The organism is Haloferula rosea, assembly GCF_016595525.1.
Taxonomy (GTDB): Bacteria; Verrucomicrobiota; Verrucomicrobiia; order Verrucomicrobiales; family Akkermansiaceae; genus Haloferula; species Haloferula rosea.
On sequence record NZ_JAENII010000001.1, the window covers coordinates 110584 to 125029 of the forward strand.

A 14446-nucleotide genomic window follows, 5' to 3' on the forward strand; every position below is an offset into this window, starting at 1 on the left:
TTTCAGGAGGATCGCCATGTTGGTGATGGCTCACCTGCTCGTGGCTGGACCATCCATTGGCGCAGAGCCCATTCAGCCACCAGAAGGAGGCAAGGAATCGGTTGCGTTCGGCCCAGCCGGCAAGCTCCGCGTCCATGAGAAAGAGGTTGGAGCCGAAGGCGATTGGAAGGCCATGGAGGATGCTCCTGTTGGGAAAGCATTTCACCTCACCTTCAATAAAGGAAAGGTCAAGGAGGCGAAGGATGTGCAGCTGATGGTGCCTTTGAAGAGGGGGGTCAGGAAGGGCGACGTGATGTTGATTTCCTTCTGGATTCGACGCCCGGGCGCTGGTGGTGAACCGGGTCCCGTCTCGCTGTATCTCCAGCAGGGAGGTGGCAGGAAGCGCCATGCTTACATGTTCTCAGCCTACCGGGCATGGCAGCAGCATGTGAAGGCGTTCGAGTCCCCATCCGATTTCGATCCGGGCAAGGGGAACGTCGGGTTTCATCTCGGAACGGCAGGGCCAGAGATCGAGATCGGGGACCTTCGTCTGATCAACTTTGGGACCGAGATGAAGGTGGAGGACCTGCCTGAGTCGGCCATCAGCTACCGGGGACGGGAAGTGGATGCGGACTGGAGGCAGAAGGCATTGGAGCGGATCGAGAGGATTCGCAAAGGGGATCTCACGATCAAGGTGCTCGATGTGGATGGGGAACCGGTCAAGGGGGCGAAGGTGAAGGTCGAGATGCAACGGCATGCCTTTCAGTTCGGCAATACGGTCCGATCCGCCATTCTCGGTGCGACCGAGGACAAGCTGCCCTTCACAAAGGATATCGATGGGAATCAGGTCAGAGTTTCCTACGAAGACGTCGAGAAGTATCGCCAGATCGTCAAAGACTACTGCAGTGCAGTGACTTTCGAGAGCTCCCTGAGGCCGCACGCGTGGAAGCTGGCCAATGGGAAGAATCCTGGCTGGCAGGAGCGCTTCCGGGTGTTCACTCAAGAGGCGGTTCCGTGGCTGCAGGAACAGGGGATCGATATTCGTGGGCACTACATCGCCTGGGGAGCCATTGACTATAACCCGATGGAGAAACAGTTCGTCGGCGACCCCAAGGGGCACCGCAAGTGGCTGTGGGAGCACATGGCCGATGTGCTCCCTCGCACCAATGGGTTCGTGAATGAATGGGATACCCTCAATCACATCGTGGCGTGGGGCAAGCACACCTATGAGATCGAGTATGGTGGATTGGACATCTATGTCGACGTGATGAAGGAAGCGCGGCGCCTCGCTCCGGATGCACGGCATGCAGTGAACGAGGGCAAGGTGCTTCCTGATGGCTACAAGCGTGAACCTTACAAGCGGATCATCCGGTATCTCAACGAGCATGGTCAGGCTCCGGATGTTGTAGGTTTCATGGCCCATTTTGATCAGACCTCGCTGACTCCCCCCGAGGAGTTGTTGCAGGTTTACGACGACTTTGCGGAAATCGCTCCTCGTCTTCAATTGAGCGAGTTCGATGTCGAAGTAGGTGACGATGAATCGCTGCAGGCGGACTATTATCGCGATGTGATGATTGCGAGCTTCAGTCATCCGAACTTCGTCGGGATCGTTCAGTGGGGTTTCTGGGAGAATGCTCACTGGAAACCCCACGCCGCGCTGTGGCGGGCGGATTGGAGCCTGAAGCCGGTCGGGAAAGTATTCGTCGATCTGGTGAGGAATCAGTGGTGGACCCGTGAATCGGCGACGACGAACGAGAGCGGAGAGTGTTCCATTCGGGGATTCCTCGGAAGCTATGAGATCACGGTGGATTACGATGATCAGGTGGCAACGGCTGAGCTTTCACTGACTCGCGACGGCTCCAGCCAAGTCATTCGCCTTAAGTAGGCCGAAGGCTTGGAGCCGTATCGCGACCGGGGGATGTGGCAGGAGTCGTCATGTCGAGGTGGTCCGGATCGCCGATCAGGGATCTTGGGCAGAAGGCTCTCTTCGAGTCCGCTTTTGTCCCGCAAACAAGGGACAAAAACGGGTTCTTTTGACCGATGAGGCAACGGTTCTTGATAGGATGAGGAACGTTTCTTAGTAGGAAGCGGCCTGTGAAAATTTCATCACTTTTTCTTCCTCTATTTTTCTCTGTCGTGACCTGGGTCGGGGCGGCGGAGAAGTCGCTCTTCAATGGTCGGGATCTCGAAGGATGGTCCGGGGATCCACGGCTTTGGACTGTTGAGAATGGGGTGATCATCGGGCGCACGGATGAGCAGGACCGGGCCATCAAGGCGAACACCTTCTTGATCTACGATGGCGACGTGCCGGGTGATTTCGAGCTTCGCTACAAGGCCCGTGTGTCTGCCAGCAACTCGGGGGTGCAGTATCGCAGCAAGGTGATCGACAAGGCGGCGTGGCGAATGAGCGGCTACCAGATGGATCTGCACCCGAAAGGGGAGTTCCTCGGAATGGTCTATGAAGAAAAGGGCCGCGGGATTCTGTGTCGGCGAGGTGAGAAGGTCGTGGTTCCGGAAGGGGGGAAACCCAAGGTCACAGGCAAGTTGCCCGCGGCCGACGCTGATCTGAAACAATGGAATGACTATCGGATCGTCGCCCGCGGCAAGGTGCTCAGGCACTATGTGAATGGTGAGTTGGCCATCGAGTTGATCGACGAGGATGAGTCGAAGCGAAGCATGGACGGATTCCTCGGGCTGCAATTGCACAAGGGACCGCCCATGATTGCCGAGTTCAAGGACATCGTGCTTTCGGATCTGCCTGCTGCGGAGGAGACGAGCAAGCGTTCGGACGATGACCGGAAGATGACCCAGGCCCAACCGGTGAGATGGATCTGGAGCAGTCGGAAAGCCCGGCCGAATGAGAAGGTGTTCTTTCGCAAGGAGTTCGTGCTTCCAGATGGATTCGAGGGGGCGGAGTTGATCGCGGTGTGCGACAACGCGCAGCGCACGTGGGTGAATGGTCACGACCTGGGCATGCAAATGGACTGGAGCAGGGTGGTGCGTCACGATGTGGTGGGTCACCTGAAACCGGGCCGCAATGTGATTGCCGTGGAGGGGCGGAATGAAGGTGGAATCGCGGCGATGGCCTTGAAGCTCTCGATTGTGCTGGCTGGAGGGACTGAGGCGGAGCTCACCACGGATGATACGTGGATGGTTGCTTCGGAATCCGCCGACGGTTGGCTGGAGCCGGAGTTCTCCATGGAAGGATGGCGTCAGGCGACCGTGGTGAGAACGATGGGTGACGCTCCGTGGGGCGACCTCATGGGGAAGCCGGGCGATCGCGGCGCTGGAGAGAAGGGGGCGGAGGGCAGGCATCGTTTCGCGGTGCTTCCGGGCTTCCGGTTGGAGCAGGTTCGCAAGGTGCCAGCTTCCGAGGGGTCGTGGGTGGCGATTACGATCGCGCCTGACGGTCGGCTGATCTGCGGTGACCAGTATGGGAAGATCTATCAGCTTGATTCCGAGACGGGTGTGGTGAATCCGCTGCCGATCCCTCTTGATGGCATCCACGGACTCCTATGGTTCCAGGACTCCCTTTACGTCACGGTCAACGAAAGCAAGTCGGTCAAGAAGGGGGTGTACCGGGTCCGCTCTGAGGGGACCGGCAAGTTCGGCAAGCCGGAACTCCTCAAGGGGTTCAAAGGCAGTGGTGAGCATGGCCCTCACTCCTTGATTCCATCGCCGGACGGGCAATGGATTTATTTCTGTGCAGGCAACAAGACGGAGCTTCCCGAGATGGATCGCTCATGGGTGCCCCGTGTGTGGGACGAGGACCACTTGCTGCCAAGGCGCCCGGATGCGCGGGGGCACGCAGCGCGGACGATGGCGCCCGGTGGTTGGATCGCGCGCTTCAAGCCGGACGGGTCGGACTGGCAGTTGATGGGGATGGGACTCCGGAACGAGTACGATATTGCCTTCAATGCACACGGCGACCTTTTCACCTACGACGCGGACATGGAGTGGGATCTCGGCATGCCATGGTATCGGCCCACCCGGATCAATCATGTCGTGTCGGGGGCCGACATGGGGTGGCGCAATGGCACCGGCAAGTGGCCGAGCTACTCCGAGGACAGCATGCCCGAGGTGGTGAATATCGGCCCGGGGTCACCGACCGGATTGCTTTCCGGCAAAGGTGCGGCCTTTCCCGAGAAGTATCAGCGCGCGCTCTACGCACTCGATTGGACGTTCGGAACGATCCATGTCGTCCATCTTGAGAAGGATGGATCCACCTATCATGCAAAGACCGAGGAGTTGGTCGCGGGCGACGGGCTTCCGTTGACTGATGCCGCGATCGGCAAGGACGGCGCGATGTATTTCCTGACCGGTGGACGCCGGACCGACTCGGCGGTCTGGAGGGTGACTTATGTCGGTGACGATCCGGTCAACCCGGTGGCGTATTCGGACAAGCTGGCCCCCGAACTGAACATGAGCCAGGCACTTGCCGGGCTCTCATCCTCGGACCGCACGCTCCGGCAGAAGTCCCGTCTCTACTTCGAGATTCATCCCAAGGAGATCCCCTCGAATCTGGGCAGGGTTCGGGGAAAGCCGTGGGAAACGATTCAGTCGGCGATCATTCAGGCGCGCCTCCACAAGGGAGCCCGGGCCAAGGAGATGTTGCCGTTCCTCACGGCTCTGGAGTTCGGCAATCTGGAACTCCAACAGCAGCTTGCATGGCTACGTGCGGCCGGGCTTGCCTTCATCCGTGGGGATGGAGCCACCGAGAAGGAGAGGATCAGTGTGTTGAAAACGATCGACGCCTCCTATCCGGCACGGAACGACGATCTCAATGCGGAGCTGGTGCGGATGCTGGCCTACCTGAATGCTCCGGGTGTGGTTGGCAGAACGCTTGCACTCATGGACACGGCGCCGCCTCCGGTCGCTCCCGATTGGCTGGCCATCGCCGAGCGGAATCAGCGCTACGGCTCCACGGTGAAGCAGATGCTTGAGGCTCAGCCTCCGGCACGGGTCATCCACTACGTGTATGCATTGCGGACCGTCCCTGGTCCATGGGACCGCAGTGAACGGGAACGTTTCTTCAACTGGTTGAAGCGTCTGGATTCGAAGAGTGGAGGAAAGTCCTATGATGGATTCCTGAAGGACCTCACGAAGCAAACCTTGCTCACCGCGACGCCGGAAGAGCGGGAGTGGTTGAAGGATTTCGTGCCAACGACGACCAAGGATCCGCTCGCTGACCTTCCCGTGGCGAAGGGGCCGGGCCGGGTGTGGACCGTCGAGGGTGTCGAAGAGCTTGCCCGCAAGGGGTTTGAGGGTGCGGACCCGGTTCATGGGGAGAAGATGTTCAAAGCGGCGCTCTGTGCGGCCTGTCACAGCTACGGGGGCCAAGGCGGTGCCGCCGGACCCGAGCTGTCGAACCTCGGAGGACGATTCACGGTGAAGGACCTTGCGGTCGCGTTGATCGAACCCAGCCAGGAAGTGTCCGACCAGTATTCCTTCGACGTGCTGACCAAGAAGGACGGCACTCAGGTGGTGGGCCGGATCAAGGAGGAGAAGGATGACCGCTGGATCGTCGCAGTGAACCCGTTCAACTTCGATCAAACCGTGGAGGTCGAGCGGGGCGACGTGGTGAAGATGGAAGCGTCGCCGGTCTCTCCGATGCCGGGTGGTTTGATCAATCAGCTCAACGAAGAGGAACTCCGGGACCTCCTCGCATACGTCTTGGGGAAATGAGGAAGTCTTCTGTCGATGGCAATGAAACGTTGGAGGGAAGCAATCTCGCCTCGATCAGTTCCGCATCTGCGGTCGAGATGAATCGAAGCAGGCTGTCCTTTGTCCGCGGATGTGGGATGCTTGCGGTCATGCTGTTTCTGGCATGTCCGCTCTTTGCGGATTCCAGCGACAGGAAGAACGTGCTCATCTTCTTCATCGATGACCTGAGGCCGGAGCTCAACTGTTACGGGGCTGATTCCATCAAGAGTCCGGCCATCGACAAGTTGGCGAAGGAAGGGGTTCTCTTCGAGCGTGCCTACTGCCAGCAGGCGCTTTGTGCGCCCTCGCGCATCAGCATGATGACGGGGCAGTATCCGGACAACACGGGGATTAGCGGGCTCTTCACTCCGTTGACGAAGGTTCAGCCAAAGGCGCTGACGCTTCCCGGCTATTTCAGAAAGAGGGGCTATGTCACCTGCTCGTATGGCAAGGTCTATCATCATGGTCGTGACGATAGCGAGAGCTGGTCGGATCTGGTGACGAAGTCGGCCGTGAAGTATGCCAACCCGAAGACGCTGGAGGCGATCAAACAGCGCGTCGCGGAGGGAAAGAAGAAGGGGCTGGGTGTTGATGAGATGCGGACGCTTGAAAAAGGTCCAGCCGTCGAGATGGCTGAAGTGGAGGATGAAGCGTATCCGGATGGTCAGGTTGCCAATCAGGCCATCGAGTCCCTGCGGAAGAACCGGGACCGCCCGTTCTTGATGTGTGTGGGCTTCGCCAAACCGCATCTGCCCTTCGCTGCTCCCAAGCGCTACTGGGACCTGTACGAGCGGGACCTGTTCGACGTGCCGGACCGCGGCTTGCCGGTGGGGGCACCAAGCCTGGCATTCACGCCGTGGGGTGAACTTCGTGCCTACCTTGGCATGCCGGAGCAGGGCCCTCTGACCGACGATCAAACGAAGGAACTCAAACATGGGTATGCGGCTTGCGTGAGCTATGCCGACGCCCAGGTAGGAAAGGTCATGGCCGAGCTGGAGCGGCTCGGGCTACGTGAGAAGACCATCGTCATTCTCTGGGGTGACCACGGCTACAAGCTGGGGGAGTTCGGTGCCTGGTGCAAACACACCAACTTTGAATTGGATACCCGTGTCCCGTTCATTGTTTCCGCGCCGGGTCGGCTACGAGGAGGGCGGTCGAAGTCCTTTGTCGAGATGGTCGATATCTTCCCGACGCTTGCCGAGTTGACCGGGGGAGAGGTTCCCGCCCGGCGGGACGGTCTGAGTCTCGAACCGCTGCTCAGGGATCCCGGTCACGAACTCCGGTCGTATGCGCTGAGTCAGTATGCGCGGGGTTCGACCATGGGATACAGCCTGAGAGATGGTCGCTGGCGTTACACGGAGTGGATCCAGTCCGGAACGAAGAAGGTCGTTTTCCGCGAACTCTATGACCATCACGAAAGTCCGGTGCCCGCAGTGAATCTGGCAGATGATCCCGAGCGGGCGGAGTTGGTGACGCGGTTGTCGGAACAGTTGGATGCGGCCCGCAGGGTCGGGGACAGCAAGGTCTATCAGAAATAGTAATTCCCCATGAAAACCCTGCTTGGAGTAATCCCTGCTTTCCTTCTCGTTGGCACGTTCGTCGACAGGAGTGAGGCCCAACTGCTGATCAATGAGATCTCAGCCACGCATTCGGATCGATTGCTGGTGCGTGAATCCGGCGTGTATCCACGGGTCGGGAATACGGTACCGTGGCAGTCGGATGACTTCGACGACCGTGCATGGCTGACGGGGGATGGCCCGTTCGGCTTCGGAAGTTTGTCCGGAGTTGTCCTTGGCACCGATGTTTCCGGAGACGTGCAGGGAAGGACGCCGAGTCTGTACCTCAGGAAGACCTTCGGTGTGTCGATGAGCGAAGCTCAGAGTGGCACGACCCTCCAGCTGTCCGTGCGCTACAACGATGGCTTCATTGCGTTTCTCAATGGGGTTGAAATTGCCCGCCGCAACATGGGGTTGCCGGGCATGTTTGCCTACCGGGACCAACCGTCCCACCTTACCCATTCGAGTACGGCCCTCGAGACGATCAATCTGGGAGTTGCAAGCTCGTTGCTGGAGGAGGGGGACAATCTGCTCGCGATCCAGGTTCACAATCACTCAGTCTCCAATGGTGATCTTCTGATGGACGCGGATCTCCGGCTTGCTGGAGGCTCGGTGCTCAGTGATGGCGAGACCGAATGGAAATACTTCGCCGGACTGGCAGAGCCATCGGGAGGATTGGTGGATCACAAGCAGGTTCGTGCGACTTCCGAGTCGGCACCGGACGTCGCATGGGCAACCAATTCATTCAATGACACCGGTTGGCCGACGGGTGTTGGACCGGTCGGGTTTGATGCTTCCAGTCCCCCGGACTATGCGGTGGGGGTCGATCTCGAGAGTGAGATGAGGAATGTCACCCCGTCGGTTTACCTCAGGCACTCGTTCTCGGTCACGCAGGCCGAGGCGGACTCGGCATTCCCTCTTTCCCTGGATGTCGACTTCGATGACGGAATGATTGTCTATCTCAATGGCAAGGAGGTTTTCCGGGGGAATGTCGGAATCGAGGGGGTGCCGACCGCTCATGACGTGTTGGCTGACAACAACCATCCGGCGACCGGGGATGGGGGCAATCCGCTGGATCGATCGACCACGGTGGCCCTGGCCGAAGCTCGTGAGTTGCTCGTGGCGGGCGACAACATCATGGGCATCCAGTTGCACAATGCGTCCGTAGGAAGTTCGGATGTCATCGCGCGAGCCACTCTGCGGACCACTGGCTCGAGCCCGCGCACACTGGTCGCGCCGGATGATGCGGTGAAGTACTTTCTTGGGGTGTCCGAGCCGGATGGGATCCAGGATGATGATCCAGAAGATGATACCGGCACGATCGAGGATCCTCCCGATTCTGAGAATGATTGGATCGAGATCCGGAATACCGCTTCGGTGCCGATAGCACTGGATGGATGGTCGCTCAGTGATGAGGCAGACAAACCCGGAAAGTGGGATTTTCCCGCCGGGGCCGTGATCCCGGAGAATGGATACTATGTGGTCATTGCAAGCGGGTTGGATCTGGATCCCGCGGATGGGGCGACCAGCTATGCGCATACGAACTTCAAGCTCTCGTCGTCCGGCGAACGCCTCATTCTGACCCGTCCCGATGGGCTGGTTGAGGATGAGTTCGTCACCGGGTATCCGGCGCAGACATGGCGATACACCTATGGGCGACAGAGCGACGGAGCTTTCGGTTTTCTGGAGATCGGTACTCCGGGCGCAGCCAACCAAGGCTTGGTATTGAATCCTGCGCCGGGGAAACCGCAGTTCAGCATCGAGGGGGGCTTTCATCCGTCACCGATCAGTGTTCAGCTTTCCAGTTCCACCCAGGGTGCGACGTTTCGCTACACTCTTGATGGCACGGACCCCTTGGATGGAGTGGTTTATACGGGATCGATCCCTGTCAGCGAGAATACCGTGGTGCGGGCCCGTGCGTTCCTGGTGGGTTCGATCCCGTCCGAGACGGTAACGCATACGTATCTCGTCGGTCAGGGCTCGGTCTATCAGGGGCTTCCGGCCATGTGTCTTTCGGGGGATCCAGCGAAGACGTTCTACGGATCAAATGCTGCGGATGGTCCGGTCGATGGCGAAGGGATCTTCGCGATCCATGGCGGGACCTATGTCAACGGGCAGTGGAACTCCAATGGAGAGACGACCGCATTCAATCATCCGACCGGCAGTGGGCGCTCGAGTGAGAAATACGGTGCGCTCGAGTATCTGCCTCTCGCCGGGGAACCATTGCGCACGGAGCTCGGCCTGCGGGTGGCGGGTAGTGGGCACACCAGGAAGCGCTACACGATCACGGATCCAATGGATCAGCCCTTCACGTCGACTTCCACTTCGTCGACGAAGTTCCAGAAGCCGTCGATGAATGTCTTCTTCCGACCTGAGTTCGGGAATCGGCCTCTGGCTTACCCCTTCTTCGGAAGCAACACGGTGACGCAGTTCGACAGCCTTCGGGTCCGGGCGGGGAAGAACGACTGGTACAATCCCTTCATCAAGGATGAGTTGATGCGGCGGATCTTCATCAATACCGGTCAGATCGGCAGCTATGGGACGTTCCACACACTTTGGATCAACGGTGTCTACAAGGGCTATTACAATACTGCCGAGCGCATTCGTGAAGGTTTCATGCAGACCCACTACAACAGTGAGGCCTCCTGGGATGTCCAACAGGTAAACAGCTTCTCGAGTGGCGATCCTACCCACTGGAACAAGATGATTTCCTATTTGAGGACGGCGGATCTCACGACGACGTCGGGATATGCCGGGGTGCATGACTACCTCGATGTCGACAACTACATCGACTACATCCTGGTCAATGCCTACGCGGCCATGGGTGATTGGCCTCACAACAACTGGATTGCGGCGCGTGAGCGCAGTTCGGTCGGGCGATGGAGGTTCCATGTCTGGGATGCGGAGGGGGCATTCGGTTTCTCCGGGCGGAGCACATCGACGAATACCTTCACCGAGCATCTGACGATTGGGGATGCGCAGACCACGACGAGACTTTACGTGCCTGCCATCTACACGCTGCTGAAGCAGTCGCCCGAGTTCCGGCTTCGGATGGCCGATCGGGCACAGAAGCACCTGTTCAACGGAGGTGCCTTGGTGACGTCGGAGATCTCTGCGATCTACAACGAACTGAAGGACGAAGTCTCACCCATCATTCTAGAAACGACAGGAACGAGTTTCCGGACGTCCTGGTATACGGGATGGATCGCCAACCAGACGCGCTACAACGCGATGTTCTCACAACTGGCGGGTGAGGGGGCGTGGCCGTCCGTCAGTGCGCCCGGCATCAACCAGCATGGGGGTGAGATTTTGTCAGGATTCCAGATGGTGCTCAGCAATCCCAACAGCGGCGGCACGATCTATTTCACCACGGACGGGAGTGATCCGAGGGATCCTGGTGGTGGGGTGGTCGGGACCTCCTATCAGGGTCCGGTGAGTCTGACTGAGGACACGCGGGTGCGGGCCCGGGTGCTGGACGGAGGCAACTGGAGTCCTGAGATCGATGTGGAGTTCAACCTGCCCTTTGCGCATCCGACTTTCACTCCGTTGGTGAGTGCTGATTGGACCGAGAACGCAAATTGGACGACCTCTCCCGGACCCTACCCGGATGGCGTCGGTGCGTCGGCGGTGATTCCTGGAGTGGCTGGGGCGAACCGGAATGTGGACCTCCGGAATCCGGTGACCGCGGGGAGAATCATCTTCGAGCTTGAGGACTCGACGAACCGCAGTCGGGTTCGTGACCGGAGCACCGGCAACACGCTGACCTTTGATCAAGGAGCAGAAGCTTCGGAGATCCGGGTTACCGGTTCGGGAGAAGGCTATGCCGAATTCGAAGTGGAAGCCGGGACGTTGCTGTCCGGTCCTCTGACGTTGACGGTGGATCATCTTGTCGGGGACGACGATCATGGGGCACTGCGACTCCGCGGCGGCTGGAGTGGCCCTGGCGGGATCATCAAGGATGGGTTGGGGGTCGCCTCCCTGACGGGCTTGGGAAAGAACTACACGGGAGTGACGCGGATTGAGCGTGGGGTGCTTCAGGTGTCTGAGCCTGCTGCCCCGGCGGCGAGCGCATTGATCACCGTGCTTCCCGGTGGGCAGCTTCGGTTGACGTCCGGTTCTGATCCGGGAGAGTCCCCCCGGGACTACCTGTTTGGAGGCCCGTTGCATCTTTCCGGGTTTGGTCGGGGGGATGAACTCGCGGATGATTTGGGATACGGGAAGCGCGGAGCGCTCCGCTACGACCCCAAGAATTCCGACAACCATGCGGTGATCTCATCGGCTGTCGAGCTGGTCTCCTCCACGTCCATCCATGTCGATGGATCGTCGAACACGCTTGAGCTCGCCCTGCCGCTCGGCGGCCCTCATTCACTGACCAAGTCGGGTGGAGGGACCCTGGTGCTTGCGGCTGACCAAAGTGCTTATCTTGAACCGATACAAATCGATCAAGGAACACTGGCGATTCAGGGTCTGGTTGGATCGACATTGCAGCTGTCTCCGACGGCCACGCTGACCGGGCATGGAAGCACCGGGGCGATCGGGGGTGAGGGAACGGTTGTTCTGAAGCAGACCTTGCTCGAGTCGCCGGCTTCCAGTGCCAGTCACTACGCGTTGGTCCTCGGAGATACGGGTGGTCCGGTTTTTGGAGACTCGGCCGCGGCAAGCAATGCGACGGCCATTCTCGAAAGTGCCCCGACCGGGGTGCTGGGTGTGGACTTTTATCTCAGAGGGGCGGCTGCGGGCCCGAATGCGGTGTCGCAGGGTGGGATCATGGTGCCTTTCCAAGAGGATCTCTACCGCTCTCTTGCTCAGGCATCCGTCCGGGTGTTCGTGCCCGACGGTGCGGGGCTCCATGAATTTGATGGAGAAAGGTGGAGCTTGGAGGATGACTTTTCGGTCGCCTCAGTGGCGGCGGACTTCGGCCTGGCTCCTCCATTCGAGCAAGTGCGAATTCTGGAGGTGACGCGCGGTGGATCTCTGCCCAGCACTTTTGCGGATTGGCAGCAGGTGACCTTCAATGCGGTGGAACTCGCGGATGCCACGATCTCGGGTGCGGCTTCGGCGCCGTTCGGTGATGGGGTCGAGAATCTGCTGCGCTATGCGTTTGGCGTGCCTGATGGTGAGAGCGCTTTGGCCTATATGCCGCGGATCATCCGCACCGGGACGGGGATGGGTCTTGAGTTTCCCTTTGAAACCCGGCGTCACGATCTTGTGGTGATTGTGGAATCAAGCGGGAATCTGGAAGACTGGTCGAACCCGACGGTGTTGTTCGATTCCTCGGCTGACTTTCCGCCGCCCCAGGATGAGTTCGGTCGAATCCGGATTCTCGATCCGGTGCCGCCTGATGGGCGCCGCTTCTATCGTGTGAACGTCACGTCGAAATGAGTTCAGCGTGTGTCCTTCGGGCGGAGCTCGATCTTCTTGAAGGTGAATGGGGCAAGCGGAAGCTGAAGGTGCAGGATCGAGGTGGAGCTTTCTGATGAGTCCCTGGTCCGGGTGGATCTCCAATCCGTCCAAGTAACCCGCTCACCCTGACCGGTGGCCTGGCGGTAGGTGATGTTTGATCCCGGGGCGAACGGAACGGTCATCGAAATATCGATGGTTTCGCTTTGGTCGGCCTTCGGGTTGGCATTGTAGTTGGCAACCAAGAGGTTGTATTGGTTGGACTCTACGGCATGGGAGAATACGGCGTCCACCATGTTGCCGGGCTTCTTCGGTTTGCCGGATTTCGAGTGTTTGTAGTAGGTGTCACCACGCATCGAGAGGAATGCCTTCTCAGCGACCTTGTCCGCTCCGCTGCCCCAGCGATAGACATCGGTCATGTCATGGGCATACATCATGGCCCCCAGCATCACGGTGAACGACTCTTGGTGGGGTTTCGGCGCATTCTCGAAGCTGTTGCCCTTCTTGCTCATGCTCGCGATGAGTGAGAACTCGTGGATCTCGAGCGCTGCCTGGTCATTCCACTCCGGGATGTCCTTGATTGGTGCGAAATCGACCCGATAGACATGGTCGAGATCCACACGGTCCTTGCGATTGAAGAAGGGGTAGTATGAGACGCCGACGAAATCGTAGCGCACTCGGTGCCGGTGGCACCATTTGACGAAGTCGGGACCGAAGGAATTCTTCGAGGATGCCCAGAGGAAGTGGGTGCCGACCCTGGCCTCGGGCAGAACGGATCGGATGGCCTGTTCGGTGTTCCTGTAATGCTCGAAGAATTCGGCCATGGACCCACGCCAGTGCCCCTTGGTTCCGATTTCCCGTCCGATGCAGAACCGCCACCGGCCGACCTTGGTGGGGCCGTAGGTGTCGACGAGTTCGGTCATCATCGCCTTGATGTAGTCTGACCAGGCTTTCGGGTCGCCGGGTGGCCATGCGTTGCCGTAGGTCTCCACCCGCTCGTCCTCCCTGATGCTGAGGCCCCTCTGGAATGCCCATGGGGGGTTGTCGATCATGACCTGGTAGACGGCGGCTCGCCTGATGACCGAATCCAGCTGCTGCTTCAGTGGGCTCCAGTCGTACACATAGTTGGCTCCGTCCCACTTGCAGGTGTCTTCATGGATCAGCATCTTGCCGTCTTTCGATTTCCCACCGAGTGGTCGGACGATGTTGATGAAGGGGGGATCGCTGACGGGGATCTTGAACCCGCGGGTGGGGGAGATGCGGTTGCTGATGCCCCAGTGGTAGTGCATCGCGTTGCCACGGTTCTCAGGTGCCGAGAAATCACACTCGAGTCGGACCTGGCTGAACAAGGAAATCGTGGGGGTCAGAAAGACCGAAAGGAACAGTGCAAATCTCAAGGCTGAAGGATGGGGATCGTGGGTAATAATCCAAGGGGGATAAGGGGAAGGGTCGAGGGATCTTTCACGGGCAGGTGGGGTGCCGAAGGTGGGATCGGTTTGTCGGCATGCCTAAGGTATCGGCATCCTTCCGGGGTTAGAAAGGATGAGGGAGTGGCATGGCGAGGATTCCCAGCGATGCGACGAAGGAGTCGCACGTTCCAAGTTCCTGACGGTTGCCGCCTTGTGCGGATTGGCGTGGCATCACTCCGGAATTTGATTGCTTCTTGGTGCTACGATGCAGATAGTTCGGACAGCTTGATAGTTTCAGGTCAAAAATTTCCGCCAAGATGCGGACTGACGGAGGCCGGTGGCGGTCGGATACTTCGTCCCCTTGTAACCGCCGACTAAATACCACCCCCGATTTACCCG

General features: G+C 59.2%; 5 protein-coding genes. 4 read left to right on the plus strand and 1 reads right to left on the minus strand.

Features of this window, described 5'->3' with window-relative positions; genetic code table 11:
- The first annotated feature begins 25 nt into the window (after nucleotides 1-25).
- The 4 genes from JIN81_RS00430 (at nucleotide 26) to JIN81_RS00445 (ending at nucleotide 12620) form a co-directional block, all read left to right on the plus strand.
- Nucleotides 26-1864 carry an endo-1,4-beta-xylanase gene (locus JIN81_RS00430; RefSeq protein WP_234044353.1) on the plus strand — a complete coding sequence of 613 codons (1839 nt, stop codon included), beginning with the start codon at nucleotides 26-28 and terminating at the stop codon, nucleotides 1862-1864.
- 251 nt (nucleotides 1865-2115) lie between these two features.
- Nucleotides 2116-5664: a 3-keto-alpha-glucoside-1,2-lyase-like domain-containing protein gene (locus JIN81_RS19380; protein WP_200275096.1), complete on the plus strand. Its 3549-nt coding sequence runs from the start codon at nucleotides 2116-2118 to the stop codon at nucleotides 5662-5664.
- Complete coding sequence (locus JIN81_RS00440; protein ID WP_234044354.1) at nucleotides 5661-7220, plus strand: sulfatase; 1560 nt, start codon at nucleotides 5661-5663, stop codon at nucleotides 7218-7220. Before JIN81_RS19380 ends, JIN81_RS00440 begins: the two co-directional genes overlap by 4 nt.
- Nucleotides 7221-7229: 9 nt before the next feature.
- Nucleotides 7230-12620 (plus strand): chitobiase/beta-hexosaminidase C-terminal domain-containing protein, encoded by a 5391-nt coding sequence (locus JIN81_RS00445; protein WP_200275109.1) that lies wholly within the window; start codon nucleotides 7230-7232, stop codon nucleotides 12618-12620.
- Between the two features lie 2 nt (nucleotides 12621-12622).
- Here JIN81_RS00445 and JIN81_RS00450 read toward each other — a convergent pair whose 3' ends face one another.
- Complete coding sequence (locus JIN81_RS00450) at nucleotides 12623-14035, minus strand: GH39 family glycosyl hydrolase (protein WP_200275111.1); 1413 nt, start codon at nucleotides 14033-14035, stop codon at nucleotides 12623-12625.
- Nucleotides 14036-14446: the final 411 nt, after the last annotated feature.

Coding starts and splice junctions, on each gene's coding strand:
- JIN81_RS00440 (WP_234044354.1), top strand. CDS start 5,661: ATGAGGAAGTCTTCTGTCGATGGCAATGAAACGTTGGAGGGAAGCAAT.
- JIN81_RS00430 (WP_234044353.1), top strand. CDS start 26: ATGGCTCACCTGCTCGTGGCTGGACCATCCATTGGCGCAGAGCCCATT.
- JIN81_RS00445 (WP_200275109.1), top strand. CDS start 7,230: ATGAAAACCCTGCTTGGAGTAATCCCTGCTTTCCTTCTCGTTGGCACG.